Origin of the sequence: Azospirillum sp. TSO35-2 (assembly GCF_003116095.1) — a bacterium.
Classification (GTDB): domain Bacteria; phylum Pseudomonadota; class Alphaproteobacteria; order Azospirillales; family Azospirillaceae; genus Azospirillum.
The window spans coordinates 390,301-412,450 of the sequence record NZ_LGRA01000021.1; the positions used below are offsets into that span (position 1 = coordinate 390,301).

Consider the following 22,150-nt stretch of genomic DNA (forward strand, 5'->3'; position numbering starts at 1 on the left):
ACGCAAAAGAATACCCTGACCTGCGCAAAAGTGGGAAGGGGTGTGACCATCGGCCGATGTCAACCCTCCGTTAACGCCGGTGGCGGAGAAGGGATCAACGCCCCACGAGCCAGCCCGGCCCCCTGCTCACCCTTTCGCCGTCGGAGCACCCCCATGCCGTCCCTGCCCTCCGTGCCCACCGCCCGCCATGTCGACAGCCAGCGGCTGATGTCCGTGGTCGCCATCCCCTTTGCCGCGGCCATCGCCATGGCCAGCACGGTCGCCGCCACCGGCGTCACCGCCACCCCGCTGGGCGAGACGCACAGCACGCTGGGCTTCCTGCTGGACTTCACGACCTTCTGCTACCTTGCCGTTGCCATGGCCCATCTGTCGGGCGCCATCGCCGAGCGCACCTGCGGCGGCATGGCTGCCGGGCTGTCGATGGACGAGTTCGACGCGCCGGAGCCGATGTCGACCGACGAGTTCTGGGGCGCCTTCCCCAACCACGTCGACGGCGCCGCCATCGCCGGGGCGGTCACCCTGCTCTGCACCCTGGCCGGAAGCTTCCTGAGCTGATTTCCAGGCCTGATTTCCGGGCCTGACACGCCACGTCACGCCGCAGTGCACAGCACGGTTGAGCATGGGCAGCGCTTGCCCCACTATGGCGCCGAAAGACGATCAGCGGGTGGACGGGCGTGGAGCGGGAGCACACTGAAGCGGCGGGTTCCGGTGATCCGGGGCCAGGGAAAGGCTCGGCGAAGGGGTCGGTGAAGCCGGCCGCGGAGCCACCCCGCCAACGCCGCGAGGGCATCGGGCTGATGGGGCGGCTGCGGGCCTATTTCCTGGCCGGCATCCTGGTCACCGCTCCCATCGCCATCACCGCCTACATCGCCTGGTGGTTCGTCTCGCTGATCGACGGCTACATCCGGCCCTTCATTCCATCCTATTACAATCCCGAAAACTACCTGCCCTTCTCGATCCCCGGCATCGGCGTGCTGGTGGTCATCCTCGTCGTCACCCTGATCGGCGCCTTCGCCGCCGGCTATGTCGGCCGGCTGGTGCTGAGCGTCGGCGAGGGGGTGGTCGGGCGCATGCCGGTCGTGCGCTCGGTCTATGGCGCGGTGAAGCAGATCTTCGAGACGGTGCTGGCCAAGAAATCCAACGCCTTCCGCGAGGTGGTGGTGATCCAGTACCCGCGCCCCGGCGTGTGGTCGCTGGGATTCATCACCGGCAACGCCCATCCCGAGGTGCAGATCCATTTCCCCATCGGCGGCGAGGGCGAGGAGATGGTCAACGTCTTCATCCCCTGCGCCCCCCCCACCGCCGGCTATCTGGCGATGGTGCCGCGGCGCGACGTCACCGTGCTGAACATGAGCGTGGAGGACGGGCTGAAGCTGGTGATGTCCGGCGGCATCGTCGTTCCGCCGGAACGCCGCCCGAACGACCCGGCATCGCCCGGGGCCACGCTGATCGAGGCCTCGGCCGACGACGATCAGCCCGACCGCAAGGTCTTGGCCGCCGCGTCGCGTTCGAACAGGTAGAGCAGCGTCCGCAACGCCTGCCCGCGCGGGCTCGACAGGTCGGGGTCGCGGTCGACCACCAGCCGGGCGTCGTCGCGCGCCACCGCCAGCAGGTCGCCATGCACCGCCAGATCGGCCAGCCGGAAGCCCGGCAGCCCGGACTGTCGCGTGCCCAGCACCTCGCCGGCGCCGCGCAGCCGCAGATCCTCCTCCGCGATGACAAAGCCGTCCTCGGTGTCGCGCAGCGTCTTCAGCCGCGCCCGCGCCGTCTCGGTCAGGTGCGGGTCGAACAGCAGCAGGCAGCTCGACGCCTTTTCGCCGCGCCCGACCCGGCCGCGCAGCTGGTGCAGCTGGGCCAGCCCGAAGCGCTCGGCGTGCTCGATCACCATCACCGTGGCTTCCGGCACGTTGACGCCGACCTCGATCACCGTGGTGGCGACCAGCACGTCCAGGCTGCCCTCGGCGAAGGCGGCCATCACCGCGTCCTTGTCCGGCCCGCGCATCTTGCCATGGACCAGCCCGACACGGTCGCCGAAGGTCGCGCGCAGATAGGCGTGGCGTTCGGTGGCGGCAGCAAGGTCGCTCTGTTCCGATTCGTCGACCAGCGGGCAGACCCAATAGACGCGCGCGCCCTCCACCACCTTGCGCTGGACGCCGCCCACCACCTCCTCCAGCCGGTCGAGCGCGATGGTGACGGTCTGCACCGGCTTGCGGCCGGCCGGCTTCTCGGTCAGGCGCGAGACGTCCATGTCGCCGTAGGCGGTCAGGGTCAGCGTGCGCGGAATCGGCGTCGCCGTCATCACCAGCACGTCGACCGCCCGGCCCTTGGCCGACAGTTGCAGCCGCTGGTGGACGCCGAAGCGGTGCTGCTCGTCGATCACCGCCAGCGCCAGATCCTTGAAGGCGACATCCTCCTGGAACAGCGCGTGGGTGCCGACCAGCAGCGGCAGTTCGCCCGACGCCAGCCGGTCGAGCACCGCCTGACGCGCCTTGCCCTTGTCGCGGCCGGTCAGCAGCCCGATCTCCACCCCCGCCGCCGCGCACAGCGGGGCGAGGCTTTCGGCGTGCTGCCGCGCCAGGATCTCGGTCGGCGCCATCAGCGCCGCCTGGGCGCCGGCCTCCACCGCGTTCAGCATCGCCATCAGCGCGACCACCGTCTTGCCGCTGCCGACGTCGCCCTGCAACAGCCGCAGCATGCGCCGGTCCGCCGCCATGTCGGCGTGGATGTCCTCCAGCGCCGCCACCTGCGACCCGGTCAGCGAGAAGGGCAGCGCCGCCAGCGCCGCGCGCCGCAGACGGCCGTCCCCCTCCGTCACCCGCCCGACCAGACGGCGCTGGCTGGCGCGCACCAGCATCAGCGCCAACTGGTTGGCCAGCAGCTCGTCGTAGGCGAGGCGGCAGCGGATCGGCGCGGTGGCGGCCAGATCGCCCTCGTCCTCGGGCGTGTGGGCGCGTTTCAGCGCCTCGTCCCAGCGCGGCCATTGCCGGCGGGCGAGCCACGCCGGGTCCTGCCATTCCACCAGTTCCGGCACCTCGCCCAGCGCGGCGCGCACCGCCTTGCGCAGCGTCTTGGCCGGCAGCCCGGCGGTCATCGGATAGACCGGCTCCACCATCTCCAGCTCGTCTTTCGAATCGAGCGGGACGACGGCGTCGGGGTGGGTGATCTGCGGGGTGTCGTTGAACCACTCGACCTTGCCGGAGACCACCATGGTGGTGCCCACCGGGATCTGCTTGCTCAGCCAGTCGCCGCGGACGTGGAAATAGACCAGCTCCAGCACGCCGGTGTCGTCGGTGCAGCGGATCTTGTAGGGGTGGCGCGGGTTCAGCGGCGCCGCGTGGGAATCGATGCGGACGGTCAGCGTGGCGATGCGGCCATGCGGCGCCTGCGCGATCTTCGGCGAATAGCGGCGGTCGACCACGCCGCAGGGCAGATGCCACAGCAGGTCGACGACATGGGCGCCGGCCAGCTTCTCCACCAGCTTGCCCAGCCGGGGGCCGAGGCCGGGGAGCGCGGTGACCGGCTTGAACAGCGGAAACAGAATGGCGGGACGCACGGGCGGGACGCTACCGGTAAGGCTTCGACGATCCACAGAAAGCCGGTTGGCCGGCGCGGCGTCAAGGCCGCAGCGTCGTGCCCCGCGAAAGCGGCGGTTGGCGACGTCGAGGAAGGAAGGAAGGACGGCGGAGCGCGCCGGGACCGGCGGCCTCAGGTGGGGGGCAACGTTGGCCGAAACAGGGCCAGCGGCGCGCTCCGCCGAAAGGTGCCGTCCGGAGGCAAACGGGAGGACCGGACGGCCGATCCGATGGCTGGGGACCATCGGGGAGAGACACCAGAAGAGAAGACGCTCTGGATGAGCGGCCGGATGTCGGGGGGCTGGTCCGACCGCGTCACAGGACAGACCATAGCCCCACCGCCCTGATCCCAACCTGACCCGCCCATGAAATCGGGTTCATGAACCGCGGGCCTCGGCGACGCCGATTTTCTGCGCCGCCGCCGCCAGCCGGTACAGCTCGTCGCCGTCGAGGATGATCACGATCCGCCCGTCGTTCAGCAGCGAGACGCCACCGACCCCCGGCACCTCGGCCAGGCCGGGATGGCTTTCGCGGACGAACAGGTCGCCACGGCGCAGCAGCGTATCGATCTCCAGCCCGATGCGGCGGTCACCATGGCGCAGCACCACGATCAGGCGCTGTCCGGACCCGGCGGGCGGCCAGTCGCCGTCGGCGGGGAAGCCCAGCGCGTCGGCCAGCCGCACCACCGGCAGCACCCGCTTGCGGCGCAGCACCGTCCAGCAGCCGGACACCCGGTGGAAGTCGTCGGCGGTGAAGCCGCAGACCTCCTCGACGAAGCGGTCGGGAATCGCCAGCACCTGGTCGCCGACCTGGACCAGCAGGGTGCGCAGGATCGCCGCCGACAGCGGCAGGTCGATGGCGAAGGCGGTGCCCGCCCCCTCCCGCGTCCGCGTGGCGATGCTGCCGCCCAGCCGGGTGATGGCGTTGCGCACCACGTCCATGCCGACGCCGCGGCCCGACGTCTCCGTCACCGCGTCCGCCGTCGAGAAACCGGAGGCGAAGATGAACTCGCGGACGGCGTCGGGCGGCAGCCGGTGGCTGTCCTCCTCACCGACCAGCCCCTGGCGCACCGCCTTGGCGCGCACCGCCTCCGTCGCAATGCCGCGGCCGTCGTCGGCGATCTCCACCACCACGCGGCTGTTGCGCTGGATGGCGCGCAGGCACAGCGTCGCCTGGGCCGGCTTGCCCGCCGCCTCGCGCTCCGCCGGCGCTTCGATGCCGTGGTCGATGGCGTTGCGGACCATGTGCATCAGCGGGTCGTAGAGCGTCTCCACCATGCTCTTGTCGATGCGGACCTCGCCGCCCTCCATGGCGAAGCGCACCGACTTGCCCTGCACCCGCGCCAGTTCGCGAACGACGCGGGGGAACTGGTTGAACAGCGTTTCGATCGGCACGACGCGCAAATCCAGCGCCGCCTCGCGCAGCCGGTCGACCGAGCGGCTGAGCTGGGTGTCGAGTTCGCCCAGGTCGCGGCGGTGATGCTCCACCGCCTCCTGCAGGGCGCGCAGGTCGGGATCGCCGGCGCCCAGCCGCTCGGCCAGCGCCGCCAGCGCGCGTTCCAGCCGCAGGTCGTTGGCGGTGGCGTTCAACTCGCCGGATAGCAGCACCATGCCGTCGATGCGCGCCATGAAGCGGTCGACCACCGCGCCCGGCACCCGCAGCACGCCGCCGCCGGGGACCGGCGCCGACTGCCGCGCCGGGCCGGACGGCGCGGTGGCGGGTGGGCCCATGGTCGGGAGCGCTGGCGACGCGCCGGCCGCCGCGAGCGCCGGCAGGGCGGCACCGGCGGCCGACGCTTCGGGCTGCCGCTCCACGGCCTCCGGGGCGCCCTCCGGATCGCCGCCCTCCGTCGCCGGGACACAGCGGCGGATGCGCAGGAACTGCCCGCCGGGGTCGATGGCCGACAGCGCGTCGGCCAGCACCGACCGTTCCTGGGGCGAGGCGACCAACACGCGCAGCCAGGTCTTGCCGTCGATGAACTCCGGCCAGTTGGTGATCGCCCGCACCCGGCTGCCCAACCATTGGACGAAGCCCGACGCGACCTCCGCCGAGGTTTCCAGGAAGGCGGTGACCTCGTACAGCCGCGTCTGCGGATCGGCGACGGCGGCGCGCAGGTCGGCGGTGCTGTCCGGCGACAGGAAACGCAGCAGGCCGGGGTCGAGGCCGAAGGCCGCCAGCTCGTCGGCGGTCAGCGGCCGGCGCGCCTCCCCGGCGGCGGCCTCGGCCGACACGGCGTCGACGAAGGCGCGCAGACGGGTGTCCAGGCCGGACGCGGTGTCGGCGTCCAGATCCTCGGCCGGGTCGCGCACCGCCCGCTCCGCCAGATCGACCAGCGCCGCGCGGGCGTCGGCGAGCAGCGGCGGCCAGTCGGCGTGATCGCCGGCAGGCACCCGCCGCACCACGTCGGCCAACACGCGCACCAGCGCCGCGCCGTGCGGCAGCCGGACGATGTCGAGCGTCGCACCGATGCGATCGAGCAAACCGGCCAGCTCGGCGGCAGCCGCCGGCTCGGCCAGCGCCGCCCGATCGGCCATCAGCGCCGCGGCGCGGGCGCTGCCCTGCGCCAGCACCTGCGCGTTGTGGTCGGCGAGCAGCGTCGCCAGGATCGCCGCCCCGGCGTCCTTGCCGGTCAGCCGGCCGACGCGAGCACTGGCGGTGGCGACGCCCTGAAGCTCGCGCAGGATGCCGTCGGCGTCGCGGGCGGCCAGCGCCGCGCGGAAGCGGCGCAACGTGTCGGCGAAGGGCAGGAAATTCAGCCGCTCGCAGGCGATCTCCAGCCGCTCCGCCGCGTCGTCGACGCTGCGCGTCCCGTCCTCGTCCAGTCCGGACAGGTCGAGCGCGCGGGTCAGCGTCGCCATGCCGTCGTGCAGCAGCCCGACGAACAGGCCCAGCATCCGTTCGTTCTCATGCAGCCGCACCGGCGGGGCGGCCGGCGGGGCCGCGGCCGGCGTGGGCACCGCCACCTCGCCGCCCAGCGCGTCCAGGCGGGCCAGCAGGTCGGCCGGCGCCTGCCCGTCGCGGCGGTCGCGGGTCGCTGTCTCCGCCAGCCCGCGCAGGGCGTCCAGCGCCTCCAGCAGCGGTGCGGTCACCGCATCGCTCAGCGCCAGCGCGCCGCCGCGCACGCGGCCCAGGATCGTCTCCGCCCGGTGGGCCACCGCCTCCATCGCGAACAGGTCCATGGCGCGCGCCGCGCCCTTCAGCGAGTGGAAGGAACGGAACAGCGCGGCCACCCGTTCGCGCTCCGCCCCATCGCCGGCGTCCCCGGTGGAGGGCGCGGACAGCAGCTTTTCAAGCAGGTCGAAATGCTCGCCGGCCTCGATGCCGAACTGCCGCCACAGGGTTTCGATCAGCTCGCTGCTCATGGGTGCCGCCGCGCGCGCGTCAGGGCTTCGCCGGCGGGGGCAGGCCGGCGGCGCGGCGGATGGCGGCGACGATGTCGTGGCCCTTCTTGTGGGCGAGGTCGAGGCTCATGGTGCCGGACGGCTTGGCGATGATCTCCACCGCGCCCAGCGCCCGGGCCTCGTTCGCCTCGGGCGATCCGACCTGCGCGACCGACGAGATGATGATCACCTTGGCGCGCGACATCAGCGACAGATGCTCCATCACCTCCAGCCCGGACATCTCCGGCATCTCGATGTCGAGCAGCACGATGTCGGGCTTCAGGCTCTTGACCATCTCCAGGGCCACCTTGCCGTTTTCGGCCGCGCCGACGAGCGACAGCTCGTCGTCCGCGCGCACGATGTCGCCGATGATGGTGCGCATCAGCACCGAGTCATCGACCAGCAGGATCGTCGGCTTCGCCATGGGTGAAGGGTTCCTATGCGTTTCTCGGGTCGAGGGTAAGATATCAGGTCAGGGTGAAGAGTGCGTTCAGCTTGCGGGCGATGTCGGCGACCGGCAACACCTCCGTCGCGATGCCGGCGCGGATCGCCGCCTTGGGCATGCCGTCGACGGCGCAGCTTGCCGGATCCTGGACCAGGACCGGCAGGCGCCGCCCGGCGAAGGCGGTCCCGCCGGCGCTGCCGTCGTCGCCCATGCCGGTCAGCACCACCGCCACCGGCGATTCGGCAGACTCCGCGGCGGAACGGAACAGCCGGTCGGCCGACGGGTGGTAGATGGAGCCGCCGTCGTCCTGCGCGTGCAGGGTGAAACGGCCGCCGGGGCCGCGTCGGACCACCCAGTCGCCGCCGCCGCGCAGCACAGTGACCGTCCCCGGTTCCAGCATCTGCCCATCGCCACCCTCGACCACCGGACGGTCGAGCGACCGGGCGAGCGACGCCGCGAATCCGGCGGTGAAGCTGGCCGGCATGTGCTGCGCCACCACCAGCGGACAGGGCAGCGGCCCCAGCTCCCGCAGCAGCTCGACCAGCGCCACCGGCCCGCCGGTCGATACGCCGACCACCACCAGATCCGGCCGATGCCCGCTCACCGGGGGGCGCGGCGGCTGAGCGGACACCGCCATCACCGGCGGGGGCGCGGGAGTCTCGGGCGCCTCCCCGGTCGCGGCCATGCGCCAGCGGCCCCAGTGGCGCACCTTCTCGGTCAGCTGGCGTTCGATCGACGCCATGTCGAAGGTGATGAAGGAGCTGTTCTTGCAGACGAAATCGACCGCCCCGGTTTCCAGCGCGCGGATGGTGGCCGCCGCCCCCTCCGACGTCTCGTTGGACACCATGATGCAGGGCGGGCCCTTTTCCGCTGCGATGGCCTGGACCGACTCGATGCCGTCCATGATCGGCATGTTCAGGTCCATGGCGACGACGTGCGGCTTCAGCTTGCGCGACAGGCGCAGCGCCTCCGCCCCGTTGCGCGCCTCGCCGACGATCTCGATGTCGGACGCCGGCTCCAGCATCTTGCGCAGCGCGATGCGGACGAAGTTGCTGTCGTCGACCACCAGCAGGCGGATGCGGGGAGGGCTGCTCATCGCGCGACGCTCCCGCCCGGCAGGGAGCGGACGTTGCCGGGTTCGGGTGCGGTGGCGGTCAGCCCCTCCGGCCGCAGCACAGGGATCAGCGCGTGGTCCAGGCGGATGACCGCGGCGGTCAGCCGGTCCGACAGCGGGTCGATGTCGTCGGCGGCGATCTTGCGGATGCGCTGGATCTCGTCGGCGATCACCGCGACGGTGCCGCCCTCGATCTCGACCAGGATGGCGACGCCGGGTGCGGCCGGGGTGCGGCCGACCGGCCCCTGCGCCAGCAGGCGCCGCAGGTCGATCACCGGCAGGATGCTGCCGTCGACGTCGGTCAGCCCGTCGAAGCTCGCGGTGCCGTCGGGCAGGCGCAGGCGGTCCGACGACTCCACCACCCGGCGGACCTTCTCGAACTCCAGGGCATAGACCCGCGCCTCCACCACCAAGGTCAGGAAGCGGCGGTAGAAGCGGCGCGGCAGCCGGCTGTCCGCCATGTCGCCGTCGGGGTCGGCGCCTTCCGGCACGAAGCGGCCGATGTCGTCGAGATGATCGCCCAGCATGCGCGCTCCGCTCCTCACGTCGAGCCATGTCCCATCGTAATCCACGATTTCCGCCGGCGCACCGGCTTCGCCGGCGCGGATGCGGTCGAGCGGAAAGCGCACCACCCCGCGCACCCCGTCCACCCGCACGCCCACCGGCCCGCAGCGCGTCCGCAGCACCACGGCGTAGCCGCCGGAGGCGTCGGCCTTGCTTCCCACGCCCAGCGGATCGGTCACCAGCACCGACCGCCGCTGAACCCGCGCCACCCCCTGCACCAGGGCCGGGGCGTTGGGCAGCGGGCGCAGCGTGCCCAGCGGGAAGACCAGCAGCACGTCGGCCATCGCCAGCGCCTGGGGCCGGCCGCCGGCCTCCACCACCAGCAGGCGGACGCTGGCCCGCTCGCGCGACGGGTCGGGCGGGTCGGCGGCGGCCCCGGTCAGCGCGTCGCCGCCGGTGGTGCCGGCCAGCAGCCCGGCCATCGTCCGGCCGCAGCCCAGCTCCATCCGGTCGGGGTCGAGCAGCCGCAGCGAGCGGTCGCCATGCCGCAGCCGCCCGGCCACCGGCGCGCCCTCGTCCTCCGCCTCGGCTCCGGCCAGCGTGACCCGCTCCGGCGGCAGCGTTCCGCCGATCCGCCCGGCGCGCAGCGCCAGCAGCCCGGCCCCGGCGCGCAGCACGATCAGCAGCCCGCCACGCCGCCCTCCCCCCCAGGCCAGACCCAGCGACGCGTAGCCGGTGACGTCCAGCACCGGCAGGATGCGCCCGGCGACGTTCGCCAGCCCCTCCACCTGCGGCGGGGCGAAGGGCAGCCGGGTGGTGCCGGTCGATTCGGCGACCTCCTCCACCCGGTCGGACGGCACGGCGAACGGCACACCGGCGATGTCGAAGGTCAGGAATCCGCCACCGGGCAAGGCCGCCGTCATGGCCCGCCCCCTCGCCGCCGATAGGCGAGCGCGCGGTCGCCGCGCACCCGCTCGAATCCCGTTTCGTCGCCCAGCCGGTCGGTGGTGCCCAGCACCAGCCAGCCGCCGGGCGCCACCGCCGCCGTCAGCAGGCGCAAGGCGCGATCCCGGCTGTCGTCGTCGAAATAGATCATCACGTTGCGGCAGGACACGAGGTCGAAGCCGCCATCGGGCGCCCCCGCCGGCAGCCCGTCGTCCATCAGATTGTGGCGGTCGAATCGCACGACCCGCCGGGCGTCGGCCCGCACCCGGCGGTGCAGCGGCGCCTCGTCCCCCAACGGCACGAACCAGCCGGCGTATTCCGGCGGCAGCTCGCGGAACGGCCCCAGCCCCTCGCCGCCATAGCAGGCGTTGCGGGCCTGCCGCACGGCGACGCGGCTGAGGTCGGTGCCCAGGACCTCCACGGTCCAGCCGGTCTCCAGCCCCTGCACGGTCCGCCGCGCCTCGCCACAATCGGCCAGCGCCTCCAGCGTCACGATGGCGAGGCTGTAGGCCTCCTCCCCGGTGGCGCAGCCGGCGCTCCACAGCCGCAGCATCCGCTCCGCCCGCCGCGCCGCGATCATCCGCGGCAGGACATGGCGACGCAGATGCTCGTGGTGCGGCAGATCGCGGAAGACATAGGTCTCGTGGATGGTCAGGTTCTCGATCAGGCTCAGCCAGTCCGGGCTGTCGGCCGGCGCCCGCTCGATCAAATTCACCCAATCCTCCAGCACCGGCAGCGGCATCGCCGCCAGGATGCGCGCCAGCTTGCGCTCCAGCGGGCGGTCGTGACGGATGCCGGCCTTGCGCCGGACGTCGTCCAGCAGCCGCCGCGCCAGCGCGTCCAGCGTGCCGGCACCAACGGAGGGGGGATGCGCGTCGCCGTCGCTCACGGCGCCCGGAAGCGGTCGGCCTGCCGGCGGGTCTCGTCGGCCAGCCGCGACAGGTGGACCATCGTCGCCGTGATCTCCTCCGACGCGGCGGCGTTCTTGGAGGCGACGGTGCGGATGTTGCCGACGTTCGATTCGATCTCGACGATGTCATCCTGCTGCCGGGCCATCGCGGTGGCGACCGACTGCACCATGCGGTCGAGCTGGGTCACCCGCTCGGCGATGCCGTCCATCATCTGCACCACCTCGGCGGTGGCGGCCATGCCCTCCTCCGCCATGGCGGCGGCGGCCTCGACGATCTCGGCGATCTGGCGGGCGCTTTCCACCGCGTTGTCGGCAAGCTTGCCGACCTCCTCGGCGACCACCTCGAAGCCCTTGCCCTGCTCGCCGGCGCGGGCGGCCTCGATTGAGGCGTTGACGGAGAGGATGTTGGTCTTCACCGCGATCTGGGTGATCGCCTCGGTGATGCGGCCGATGCGGCGGCTGTTCTCCGCGATGGTCTGCGACACGCGCAGCAGGCGCGCCATGTCATCCTTGCCCTTGTCGGCGAAGCCGGCGGCGTCCTTCACCATGTCCGACGCGTCGCGGGTGCTGTCGGTGACGTGGGCGATGGCGCGGGCCGACTGGCCGACGGCGGTCGCCACCTGGTCGAGGTCGTCGGTCTGCTCCGACGCGCCGTCGGAGACGTGGGCGATGGCGGTGCTGGCCTGGCCGGCGGCGACGGCGACCTGGGTTGCCTGCTCCCCGATGGCGCGGAAGGCGGCGCCGGTGTCCTGCAACAGCGCCACCATCTCGCCATAGGCGCCGTGGAAGGCGGCAGCCGGGGCCGGGGCCGTGGCAGGGGCGGCGTCGGACGACGGCGCCAGCGTCCGGCCCGACAGCCGGTGCATCTCGCCATGCAGGCCGTGCAGCACCTGGATGACTGTGGCGATGGCGCGGCCGATGGAGCCCAGCTCGTCGCGGCGGCCGGTGCCGGGCACCGCCACGGTCAGATCGCCGTCCGACAGCCGCTGGATCGCGGCGGTGGTGGCGGCGATCGGGCCGGTCAGGCTGCGGGCGATCAGCACCGACAGCAGCGCGCCGGCCGCCAGCGCGCCCAGCGCGCCGGTCCACATCAGCAGCAGGGCGCGGGCGCGTCCGGCCTCCCGCTCCGCCGTCTGTTCGGCGACCAGGGTGGCGACCCGCTCGCTGACCGTGCCGGCGGCGTCGCGCATCACCGCCCGGGTGGCGACGCGGCGCTGGACGATGTCGGCGACCAGCAGGAATTCAGTTTCCACCCCCATCACCGCGGCGGTCAGGTTCTCGGCGCCGCGCAGCGCGTCGTCGTCGTTGGCCGCCTTGCGAACGTCGGCGATGATGTAGAGCAGCTTGTCGATGCTGCTGTTCAGCGAGTTGCGCCCGCCACCGCCCTGGTCGATCAGGAACTGCTGCACGTCCAGCATCGCGCCGCGGGTGTCCTGGATCAGCCGCCCGGCGATCGTCGTCAGCAGGGCCGATGATTCGAGCATGGTCACCGCCGCGCCGTCGGACGGATCGGCCTTCACCCGCGCCAGCGCCGCGGCGTAGCGCTGCGACTGGTCATGGGTCAGGGTCTGGGCGACGACCAGCAGGGCGGCGGTCTGCTTGCGCAGCTTCGCCAGGCTGGCGAACTTGTCGACCTCCAACTGCACGACCTGGTCGAAGGCCTTGCGGTAGGCGGCCAGCTTGTCCAGCACCTCGTTCAGGGCGTCGGGGGCGACGGGGTGGTTCGGCAACGCCAGCAGCGCCTCGGCATCGATCTTCAGCTCGTCGACCAGTTGCCGCACCTTCCGGCTGGCCGCCGGGTCGATGTCGATCAGATAGCGCGCTTCCTCCTGCCGGGCGCTCAGCAGCAGGGTGTCGAGCCGGGCGGTGCGGGCGGCGATGTCGACGCGCGTCGCGTAGGTGTTCAGGCCGCTCCAGCCGACGATGGCGACGGCGACGGTCAGCAGCAGGACGGCGGCAAAACCGAGGGCGATGCGGGTGGCGATCGACATGCCGGAGGGGTCCCGTATGGCGGCGTGGCGACGGTGACGCCGGGTGGAAGGACTGGGCGGGACGGGTGCGCGGAGCCGTGTTGTCGGCCCTCGCCGCCATCCCACGGAATCACCTTGCGTCGGTTGGGGTGCTTCCGGCAAGTCATAAGGGCGCGTGTGTTGACCGCGGGTTGTCGCGGGCATCCGCCGGTCGATCGTGAGGAGCCATCATCCATGTCCGCCCCGGTCACTTTGCGCATCCTTCCCCGTTGCGGGCTGATCGCCCTGCTTCCCGCCATGGCCGCGCTGGTGCCGCTGCTGCTGCCACGCGCCGTGCCGGGCATCGACCCGCAGATCGTGTGGTTGGCGACCGGCGGTGCCCTGGCGGTGGCCCTGCTGGCCGGGCTGGTCCTGGCGCTCGACCTGTCCGACGCGCTGAAACGGCTGGAGGCGGCGGCGGTGCGGCTGGCGGACGGCCGGGCGGATGAGGACGGCGCGCCACCGCTGTCGGCGGCCCTGCCGCTGCGCGGCGACGAGGTCGGCACGGTCGGCGCCGCGCTGATCCGGCTGGCCGGGGTGCAGGACTCGCTGCACGCCGCCCTGCGCCGGCTGGCGCAGAGCGAGGGAACCGATGGGACGGACGGCGACGAACCGATCAGCCCGGCGGCTCTGCCCGGGCGGTACGCCGACATGGCGGCATTGGTGGAGGAGGCCCGGGCATCGTTCCGCCGCATCGGGCAACAGGCGGCCCAGGTCGCCGTCGCCGCCGGACAGGCCAGCACCGCGGTGTCCCAGGTCGCCGACGGCGCCTCGATCCAGACGGAGGATCTGGACCGGGTGGTGGGCGCGGTCGGCCGTTCGGTCCGCGCCATCGCCGACGTGACCGACAGCACCCGCGCGGCGTCGGACATGGTGCGGGCGACCGCCGGATTCGCCGACAAGGGCAAGGCGGAGATGGCGCGGCTGGTCCGGGTGTCGCAGACCATCGGCGACAACAGCCGCCGCATCGGCCGCATCACCGAGGCGATCACCCAGATCGCGGTGAAGACCAACATCCTCTCCGTCAACGCCTCGATCGAGGCCGCCCGCGCCGGCGAGCAGGGCAAGGGCTTCGAGGTCGTGGCGGAGGAGGTCGGCAAGCTCGCCGACAACGCGGTGGAAAGCGCCCGCCAGATCGCCGAGATCATCGAGGCCGCCGCCGCGCTGGCGGAAGAGGGCAAAACCGTCACCGAACAGGCCCGCCGCCGCATGGACGGGCTGGCGGAGCGGGTCGACCGCATCGACGGCGCGTTCCAGTCGGTCGCCGTCGCGATGGAGGAGCAGCAGGCCTCGGTCCGCGAGATCGAACGCTCGGTGGAAAGCGTGCGCACCGTCGCCTCCAAGAACGCCGCCGCGTCGGAGGAGATCGCCGCCACCATGGTCCATCTCTCCCGGCTGGCCGACGAGACCCGCCGGCAGGTCGACCGCTTCCAGGCAACCTGACACCGGTTGCCGTCCAGACGCCGGCTTCCCTTTGAAGAACAGCCACGGCACCGGCCAAGCAGCCGGCCGCACAGCGGCGACGAATCACTGACGCGGTGCGCGCCCGAGAGCACTCAATGCTCTGAAGTGGTAATTCTTATTCCCCGTGAAGGGATAGCTGGCATTTAAAGTTCTTTTAACCGTGCTGGACGCCTAATCGGCTCACGGGAACATCTGGTCCCGGCGAACACCCCCCGTGATTGTTCAGACCCACACGCCACCCAAGGGAGCTTTCGATGCCCGTACAGAAGGTCGCCGACGAAGTCCGTTTGGCCAGCCGCATCCACGCGCGCCTGTTGGACGCCTTCATCGACTTGACGGAGCGGGAACTGTCCGCCCTGGCGCCGGGCTTCGCCGAGGAAAGCCTGCTGGAATCGCTGGAGCGGCTGCGCGCCGCGCGCAAGTCCTACGGGTCGACCGCTGGGGTGATGGTGGTGTCCAACCTGTCGATCCCGCAGGCGTCGAACGCCGCCTGATCCCGGCTCGGGTCAGGCCGTCACGGGCTTGCGCGTCCGCGGCTTGCGCGCCTTGGCGGGCACGGCTGGTTCTCCCACCGCCTCGGTGGGCATGGTCGTCACGGACGCCTTCTTCGCGGTCGTCCTGCGCGGAGCTTTCACCGCGACGCCGTCGGCCGCCAGTTCCTGCTCGGCCAGCCGCCAGTGGTCGGCATCCCGACCATGGGGACAGCCCTCCTCAAGCCAGATCGCGTAGGCGCGTTCACGGATGCGCTGTTCGACATCCACGCTCATCACACACTCCCCCGATGGTTTGGGACGCTTTGCTGCAGTGCAAAGATTGCCGAATTCCGAGGGGGTGTGCAACCGGGCAGAACGCCGTCAGTCCGGCGACGTCTCGCCGCGTTCGGCCGGTCGGCCCTGCTGGACTTCCCGCCATTTGGCGACGTTGCGGTTGTGGTCCGCCAGCGACTTCGCGAAGACGTGCCCACCGCTGCCGTCGGCGACGAAATACAGAAACTCGTGGCGCTCCGGCTTCATCACCGCCTGGATCGACGCCTTGCCCGGATTGGCGATCGGCCCCGGCGGCAGGCCGGTGATCTGGTAGGTGTTGAAGGGCGACTCGAGCTTCCAGTCGTTGCGGGTCAGGGCGCGGCCCAACTCGCCGCTGCCCTCGGTCAGGGCGTAGATGACGGTCGGGTCGGACTGCAGCTTCATCCCCGCCTCCAGGCGGTTGATGAAGACGCCGGCGACCTTGGGCCGCTCCGCCGCGATGCCGGTTTCCTTCTCGACGACCGAAGCCAGCGTCAACGCCTGCTGCGGCGTCTCGAACGGCAGATTGGCGTCGCGCCCCTTCCAGGCTTCCGCCAAGGCCTGGGTCATCGCCGTCTGCATGCGCTCGACCAGCGTCGCCCGGCTGTCGCCATAGGCGAAGTGGTAGGTTTCCGGCAGCAGGGAGCCTTCCTTGGGCGGCGTGGCGATCTCGCCGGTCAGCGCCGACTCACGCGCCAGCAGCGCCACCACCTGGGCCGAGGTCAGCCCCTCCGGCACGGTGAAGCGGTGCACGATGGTGTGGCCCTGGCGCATCTGCTCCAGAACGCCTTCGATGCTGATTCCCGCCGGGAACTGGTACTCGCCGGCCTTCAGGTCACCGCCGGCCTTCTGGTCGCGGAGAAGCCGGCTCAGCTTGGCCGATGCCACGAACAGCAACGGCGAACCGATCACCCCCGCATCGCCCAGCGTGATGGCGATGGTTTCAAGCCCGCTGCCCCGGGGAATGACGACCGTCTCGGCCTGTTCAAGCGGACCGGGGGCGGTGTAGCGCTGGAACCCCCAGACACCGACCCCCGCCGTGGCGGCGGTCGCAAGGACCAAAGTCCCGGCAACAATCCGGAGGCCCCAGCCCATCGACCACCCCTCACCCGCTTATGCCGCCACGGTCGCTGATATCGCCGGCGGAACCCGCTTACGCGAATTCCTTGAACACCAGCGATGCGTTGGTGCCGCCGAAACCGAACGAGTTCGACAGGGCGGCGCGGACGCGACGCTCCTGCGCCACCTTGGGCACCAGATTGACGCCCAGGCAGCTCTCCGACGGGTTTTCCAGGTTCAGCGTCGGCGGAACGACACCGTGGTTGATCGCCTTGATCGAATAGATCGCCTCAACCGCACCGGCCGCGCCCAGCAGATGGCCGATCGCCGACTTGGTGGAGGACATCGCCAGCCCGTCGATGGCACTGCCGAACAGGCGCTTCACCGCCCCCAGTTCGATCTCGTCGCCGAGCGGCGTCGAGGTGCCGTGGGCGTTGACGTAATCGATCTCGGACGGGTCCATGCCGGCGCGCTTCAGCGCCGCCTTCATCGCCCGGAAACCGCCGTTGCCGTCTTCGGCCGGGGCGGAGATGTGGTGCGCGTCGCCCGACATGCCGTAGCCGACGATTTCGGCGTAGATGGTGGCGCCGCGCTTCTTGGCGTGCTCCAGTTCCTCCAGCACCACGACACCGGCGCCCTCGCCGATGACGAAGCCGTCGCGGTCCTTGTCGTAGGGACGCGACGCCTTTTCGGGCGTGTCGTTGAAGCTGGTGGACAGCGCGCGCATGGCGGCGAACCCGCCGACGCCGAGCCGGCTGACCGCCGCTTCGGTGCCGCCGGCGACCATGACGTCGGCGTCGTCCCACATGATCAGGCGGGCGGCGTCGCCGATGGCGTGCGCGCCGGTCGAGCAGGCGGTGACGACCGCGTGGTTGGGGCCCTTGAAGCCGTGCTGGATCGAAATATGGCCGGAGGCCAGATTGATCAGGCAGGCCGGGATGAAGAAGGGCGACAGGCGGCGCGGGCCCTTTTCCTTCAGGGTGATCGCGCCCTCGGCGATGCCGGGGAGACCACCGATGCCGGAACCGACCATGACGCCGGTGCGCTCGCGCTCCTCATCCGTCTGGGGCGCCCAGCCGGAATCCTTGATGGCTTCGGTCGCCGCGCCGATCGCGTAGAGGATGAAATCATCCATCTTGCGCTGGTCCTTCGGCGGCACGACGGCATCGGCGTTGAACTCGCCGTCGCCGGTGCCGCGCGGGACCTGCCCGGCGACCTTGGAGGCAAGGTCCGAAGCGTCGAACCCCGTGATGGCGCGGATTCCCGACTGCGCGGAAATCAGCCGCTCCCAGTTCAGCGTGTGGCCCACGCCCAGCGGCGTGGCCAGACCGAGTCCGGTGACGACAACACGTCTCATGAGGCTGTTCCTTGACCTTTCCTCGAAAAACTCGTCGACGGCCAGGCCCCGCAACGCGGTTCGCCTGGCCCTCGGAGGCGCAATGCCCGCAGCCCGATCAGGCGGCGGCGTTGGCCTTGATGAAGTCGATGGCGTCCTTCACCGACAGGATCTTCTCCGCGGCGTCGTCCGGGATCTCGACACCGAACTCCTCCTCGAAGGCCATGACCAGCTCGACCGTGTCGAGGCTGTCGGCGCCCAGGTCGTCGATGAAGGAGGCGTTCTCCACCACCTTCGACTCCTCGACACCCAGGTGGTCCACAACGATCTTCTTCACGCGCTCGGCGATGTCGCTCATCTTTTAAGACCTTCCAATCCTTGAAACCGCTCGGGATAATCCGGTCGGAGCAACACGCGAAGAACGTGCCGTCCTGCCGCGAAAAGCCCCGTCCGATAACACATTTCAACAGGCTTGACCAGCGCCCGCGCGGGCGTGGTCGCCACCGTTCTTCACACGCGTTCTACACACATGGCGATACCGCCGTCAGATCATGGCCATGCCGCCGTTGATGTGCAGCGTCTGGCCGGTGACGTAGGCGGCCTCATCGCTCGCGAGGTACACGACCCCGGCGGCGATTTCTTCCGGCTGGCCCATGCGGCCGGCCGGAATGGCGGGGAGCAGCTTCTGCTTCTGCTCGTCGTTCAGGGCGTCGGTCATCGCCGTGGTGATGAACCCCGGCGCGACGCAGTTGACGGTGATGTTGCGCGAGGCCAGCTCGGCGGCAAGGGCCTTCGACATGCCGATCAGGCCGGCCTTCGACGCGGCGTAGTTGGCTTGGCCCGGGTTGCCGGTGACGCCGACGACCGAGGTGATGTTGACGATGCGGCCCCAGCGGCGCTTCATCATGCCGCGCATGGCGGCGCGCGACAGGCGGAAGGCGGCGGTCAGGTTCACGTCGATGACGGCCTGCCAGTCCTCGTCCTTCATGCGCATCGCGATCTGGTCGCGGGTCAGCCCGGCGTTGTTCACCAGGATGTCGATCTTGCCCAGCGCCGCGTCGGCGTCTTTCGCAAGCTGCTCGGTCGCGGCGGCGTCGGCGAGGTTGCCGGGCACCACCACGGCGCGCTCGCCCAACTCGGCGGCCAGCGCCTCCAGCGGGGCGACGCGGGTGCCGGACAGCGCCACGGTGGCGCCCTGGGCGTGCAGCGCGCGCGCGATCGACGCGCCGATGCCGCCGGATGCGCCGGTGACGAGGGCCGACTTGCCGGTCAGGTCAAACATGGAAGGCCTCACGAGGCTGATCTGTTCACAGGGTCTTCAGGAACGACTCGACGTCCGCCGGCGTGCCGACCGACACCGCCACCAGATCCTTGTCGATGCGCTTGGTCAGCCCGGCGAGCACCTTGCCCGACCCGACCTCGACCAGCCGTTCGACGCCCTGCTCCTTCATGAAGAGGACGCATTCACGCCAGCGGACCATGCCGGTCACCTGCTCCACCAGCAGGCGGCGGATGGTGTTGGGGTCCGACACCGCCGACGCGGTGACGTTGGCGACCACCGGAACCACCGGCGCGGAAATCGTGACGTTGGCCAGCGCCTCGGCCATGGCGTCGGCGGCGGGCTGCATCAGCGAGCAATGGAACGGCGCCGACACCGGCAGCCGGACCGACCGCTTCAGGCCGCGCTCCGCCGCCAGCGCGATGGCGCGGTCGATGGCCTCGGCGCTGCCGGAGATCACCAGCTGCCCGACCGAATTGTCGTTGGCGACGCTGCACACCTCGCCCTGGGCGGCGTCGGCGGCGATCGCCTGCGCCTGCTCCAGCTCGGCGCCCAGCAGGGCCGCCATGGCGCCCTTGCCGACCGGAACCGCCTTCTGCATCGCCTGCCCGCGCAGCTTCAGCAGGCGCGCGGTGTCGCCCAGCGTGAAGGCGCCGGCGGCGCACAGCGCCGAATATTCGCCCAGCGAATGGCCGGCGACGAAGGTGGCGTGCTTCGACAGGTCGACCCCGCCCTCGCTCGCCAGCACCCGCATGACCGCGACGCTGACCGCCATCAGGGCGGGCTGCGCGTTCTCGGTCAGGGTCAGGTCGGCCTCGGGTCCCTCGACCATCAGCCGCGACAGCCGCTGGTTCAGCGCGTCGTCCACCTCTTCGAAGGTGTGACGCGCGACTTCGAACGCCTCGGCGAGTTCGCGGCCCATGCCGACGGCTTGGCTGCCCTGCCCCGGAAAGACGAACGCCCTGGTCATGCTTCGGTGAAACCCTGGATGAAAGCGCCCCGCCCCCTGCGGCGGCACCATGGATTGGGCGACAGTCATACCCTCACTTTTGGGCAAGTCAAGCGACGCGCGATGAGCAAAGCGTCGGCGACGCGATATTCTGCACCGCTTGCACCGAAAAACGCCGGAGTAGCGGGATCAAAAGAGCTTCTGTGACCGAAGGTCCGGTGCGGTTCTTCCGTATTTGAAGGACGCGGTGCCTGCGCTGTCGCGACGACGGTCTTGTCGGGGGCCGGCAACGCTGGGGATGCGACAGAGCGGCCTGATCACAAGGCGGGTGATATTGCGCTATACGCACGTCTCATCAGCTTTTTCTTTTTAGGGCAAACCCATTTGATGGCCGACCTGAACGCAGCGACGACATTCTTTCGCATCGATTCCGTCCACCGCCTGATCACACGACTGCTCCTGGCGGCCGTGGCGTTGTGCGGCGTCACGCACCTGGCGCTCCTCCCGCCCTGGGAGGGATTCGACGAATATGCCCATTGGTCCTCCATTCAACAGATCGCCGACACCGGAACCGTGCCGTTCTATGGCCGGGACCGCGTTTCGATCGATGTCGACGGCTACCCTGGACCGATGCCGTACGCGAGTGCCCCGCCGTTTGACGAGACGGGCCGGCTGACCTATCGCAGCTTCCGCGACCTCGGGCACCCGGCCTTGCCCGAATCGGTCGACCGCGGGTTCCGCCCGGGACGGGAGCTGAATTGGCAGGCACAGCATCCGCCCCTCTATTACATGGTCCTGGCACCGGCCTACCATCTGACGAAATCGCTCTCCTGGACCCGGCATCTTCTCGTCCTGCGGTCGCTCTCCTGGACCTTCGCGTTCGCCGGGCTGGCGTTGGGTGTCCTGGCGACCGAGCGCTGGGCCGCGGCCAAGGGGTCACGCGTCGCGCCGTTCATGGCCGCCTACCCGTTCCTGGTCCCGCAGTTCTTTCCGGAAATGGCGCGGCTGGGCAACGATGGCCTGTGTTTGCTGATCGCCGGCGCGGCGTGGTTCCTCCTCCTGAACATCCTGGCGGAGAAGCCGGGTGTTTGGGCGGCTCCGGCCCTCGGCCTGGTTCTTGGGCTGGGGCTGCTGACCAAAGCGTTCTTCCTTCCGATAACGGTCGGCGTGACCGCGTTCCTCGCCCTTCGCTGGCTGCTCCAACGGCAACGGGTTCATGCGCGGCACCTGCTTCTTTGCGCGACCGTCGCCGCGACGGTGGGCGCGGCCTGGTACCTGCGCAACCTGCTGCTCTTCGACAACCTGCTGGGAACCAACGACTTCATCAGACTGGCGCATGGTGTCGGCCTGCGGGCCGGGCTGGAGCAGAATTTCTCGCTGCCCGCCTATGCCCGCGGGCTGGCGGCGATCGCCGGGACCTACATTTGGGCCGGTTCCTGGTCGCTCGCCCAACCGCCCGAATACCTTCTGGTCCCTCCGGCCCTGCTGATCCTGCTGACCCTCGCCGCGTGGCTGTCGGGCCTGCAGCGTTGCCGTTTCGTCGAGAAGCCGGCGCAATGGCTGCCGCTGTTCCTGGTGGTTCCGGTGGCCGGCGGGTTGGCGTACCACCTGCTGACCGCCATTGCGGAAACCGGCCGCGGCGCTGGCACCCCGGGCTGGTATCTGCACATCCTCGCCGCGCCGATCAGCTTCGCCATGGCAACGGGATGGGAGCGGCTGCGATCACAGCGTTTCCGGCGCGCGGCCTTGCGTTTCCTGGCGGTCGGATCGATTGCGCTGGGCCTGGTGGGGCACGGCATGCAACTGGCTCTGTTCAGCGGTTGCGCGGTGAAGGCGGGCACCAACAAGTATTACGACCTCGCGACGGATGCGTGCTGGGTCGACTGGACGCAGCTGAGCGAGCTTGGCTTCCCATGGGTCGGCCTGTTGTCCCTGGCGTTCGGATCGTCCCTCGGCATGGCCGCCGCGCTCCTCGGCTTGCGGACGCCCGCCCCACGGGACGCGGTGCGGGCGGCGTGACGAGGTGGCGCCGCCGCGGCCGTCACGCCTTGCCGATCAGCGCCACCCGGGTCCACGGCCGCATCTGCGCCAGCACCTCCAGCACCATCGGCCCGCCCAGCCCGGCCGCGAGCGCCGCGCAGAAGATCACACCGTCGCCGACGGCGACGTGGTGCAGCGCCACGCGGGTGCCGGCGGCGAACAACGCATGGTGCAGGTAGATGGCATAGGAGGACTTGCCCACCGTCCGGAACACCGCGCTGGACGGCATGGCGTGCAGCAGCGTCACCGCTCCGCCCATGCCGCACAGCAGGGCGACGCTGCTGTTCCAGCCGAAATGATGCGGCAGGACGCCCAGCAGCGACGCCTGGTGCAGCGCCACGCCGAGCGCCAGCGCCGCC

Annotated in this window: 18 protein-coding genes and 1 pseudogene; 5 read left to right on the plus strand and 14 right to left on the minus strand. The window is 70.9% G+C overall.

Translation table 11 applies throughout. The features are described 5' to 3' along the window. The first annotated feature begins 153 nt into the window (after positions 1–153). Entirely contained in the window at positions 154–555 is a 402-nt protein-coding gene (locus tag TSO352_RS18005; protein ID WP_109108688.1) for a hypothetical protein, read from the plus strand. Between the two features lie 191 nt (positions 556–746). Beyond that, positions 747–1,520: a DUF502 domain-containing protein gene (locus TSO352_RS18010; RefSeq protein ID WP_348770641.1), complete on the plus strand. Its 774-nt coding sequence runs from the start codon at positions 747–749 to the stop codon at positions 1,518–1,520. On the opposite strand, the gene recG is transcribed toward TSO352_RS18010, so the two are convergent. The 7 genes from recG to TSO352_RS18045 form a co-directional block, all read right to left on the minus strand. Next, the gene (gene recG / locus TSO352_RS18015; RefSeq protein ID WP_109108689.1) at positions 1,472–3,553 is read right to left on the minus strand and encodes an ATP-dependent DNA helicase RecG; all 2,082 of its coding nucleotides are present in this window, start codon (positions 3,551–3,553) and stop codon (positions 1,472–1,474) included. The two genes, TSO352_RS18010 and recG, sit on opposite strands and share 49 nt — an antisense overlap. 396 nt (positions 3,554–3,949) lie before the next feature. Continuing rightward, positions 3,950–6,934 (minus strand): ATP-binding protein, encoded by a 2,985-nt coding sequence (locus tag TSO352_RS18020; protein WP_109108690.1) that lies wholly within the window; start codon positions 6,932–6,934, stop codon positions 3,950–3,952. A gap of 19 nt (positions 6,935–6,953) precedes the next feature. Further along, complete coding sequence (locus tag TSO352_RS18025) at positions 6,954–7,376, minus strand: response regulator (protein WP_109049771.1); 423 nt, start codon at positions 7,374–7,376, stop codon at positions 6,954–6,956. A 43-nt stretch (positions 7,377–7,419) separates the two neighbouring features. Then, positions 7,420–8,493 carry a chemotaxis-specific protein-glutamate methyltransferase CheB gene (gene cheB, locus TSO352_RS18030; RefSeq protein ID WP_109108691.1) on the minus strand — a complete coding sequence of 358 codons (1,074 nt, stop codon included), beginning with the start codon at positions 8,491–8,493 and terminating at the stop codon, positions 7,420–7,422. Next, entirely contained in the window at positions 8,490–9,938 is a 1,449-nt protein-coding gene (locus TSO352_RS18035) for a chemotaxis protein CheW (RefSeq protein WP_247872230.1), read from the minus strand. Before TSO352_RS18035 ends, cheB begins: the two co-directional genes overlap by 4 nt. Further along, positions 9,935–10,849: a CheR family methyltransferase gene (locus TSO352_RS18040; RefSeq protein WP_109108692.1), complete on the minus strand. Its 915-nt coding sequence runs from the start codon at positions 10,847–10,849 to the stop codon at positions 9,935–9,937. The genes TSO352_RS18035 and TSO352_RS18040 overlap by 4 nt, the downstream gene beginning before the upstream one ends. Next, the gene (locus TSO352_RS18045; RefSeq protein WP_109108693.1) at positions 10,846–12,861 is read right to left on the minus strand and encodes a methyl-accepting chemotaxis protein; all 2,016 of its coding nucleotides are present in this window, start codon (positions 12,859–12,861) and stop codon (positions 10,846–10,848) included. The genes TSO352_RS18040 and TSO352_RS18045 overlap by 4 nt, the downstream gene beginning before the upstream one ends. A 213-nt stretch (positions 12,862–13,074) precedes the next feature. Between TSO352_RS18045 and TSO352_RS18050 the strand changes: the two genes are divergently transcribed. Then, positions 13,075–14,322, plus strand: a complete 1,248-nt coding sequence (locus TSO352_RS18050; protein ID WP_109108694.1) for a methyl-accepting chemotaxis protein — start codon at positions 13,075–13,077, stop codon at positions 14,320–14,322. Positions 14,323–14,597: 275 nt separating this feature from the next. Further along, complete coding sequence (locus TSO352_RS18055) at positions 14,598–14,837, plus strand: hypothetical protein (protein ID WP_109108695.1); 240 nt, start codon at positions 14,598–14,600, stop codon at positions 14,835–14,837. 12 nt (positions 14,838–14,849) lie between these two features. On the opposite strand, the gene TSO352_RS18060 is transcribed toward TSO352_RS18055, so the two are convergent. From TSO352_RS18060 to fabD, 6 genes are all read right to left on the minus strand, one after another. After that, positions 14,850–15,110 (minus strand): DUF2934 domain-containing protein, encoded by a 261-nt coding sequence (locus TSO352_RS18060; protein ID WP_199231645.1) that lies wholly within the window; start codon positions 15,108–15,110, stop codon positions 14,850–14,852. 87 nt (positions 15,111–15,197) lie between these two features. Then, the gene (gene mltG, locus TSO352_RS18065; protein WP_109108697.1) at positions 15,198–16,223 is read right to left on the minus strand and encodes an endolytic transglycosylase MltG; all 1,026 of its coding nucleotides are present in this window, start codon (positions 16,221–16,223) and stop codon (positions 15,198–15,200) included. Between the two features lie 58 nt (positions 16,224–16,281). After that, a complete protein-coding gene (gene fabF, locus TSO352_RS18070; protein WP_109108698.1) occupies positions 16,282–17,544 on the minus strand; it encodes a beta-ketoacyl-ACP synthase II in 1,263 nt (420 codons plus the stop codon). A gap of 97 nt (positions 17,545–17,641) precedes the next feature. Next, positions 17,642–17,881, minus strand: a complete 240-nt coding sequence (locus TSO352_RS18075; protein WP_014247969.1) for an acyl carrier protein — start codon at positions 17,879–17,881, stop codon at positions 17,642–17,644. A gap of 186 nt (positions 17,882–18,067) precedes the next feature. Next, positions 18,068–18,805: a 3-oxoacyl-[acyl-carrier-protein] reductase gene (fabG, locus tag TSO352_RS18080; RefSeq protein WP_109108699.1), complete on the minus strand. Its 738-nt coding sequence runs from the start codon at positions 18,803–18,805 to the stop codon at positions 18,068–18,070. Positions 18,806–18,830: 25 nt separating this feature from the next. After that, a complete protein-coding gene (gene fabD / locus TSO352_RS18085; RefSeq protein WP_109108700.1) occupies positions 18,831–19,772 on the minus strand; it encodes an ACP S-malonyltransferase in 942 nt (313 codons plus the stop codon). A 366-nt stretch (positions 19,773–20,138) separates the two neighbouring features. On the opposite strand from fabD, the gene TSO352_RS18090 reads away from it, so the two are divergent. After that, the gene (locus TSO352_RS18090; RefSeq protein WP_109108701.1) at positions 20,139–21,770 is read left to right on the plus strand and encodes a hypothetical protein; all 1,632 of its coding nucleotides are present in this window, start codon (positions 20,139–20,141) and stop codon (positions 21,768–21,770) included. A 22-nt stretch (positions 21,771–21,792) separates the two neighbouring features. On the opposite strand, the pseudogene TSO352_RS18095 reads toward TSO352_RS18090, so the two are convergent. Then, a pseudogene (locus TSO352_RS18095) lies at positions 21,793–22,150 on the minus strand (acyltransferase); the annotation flags it as partial.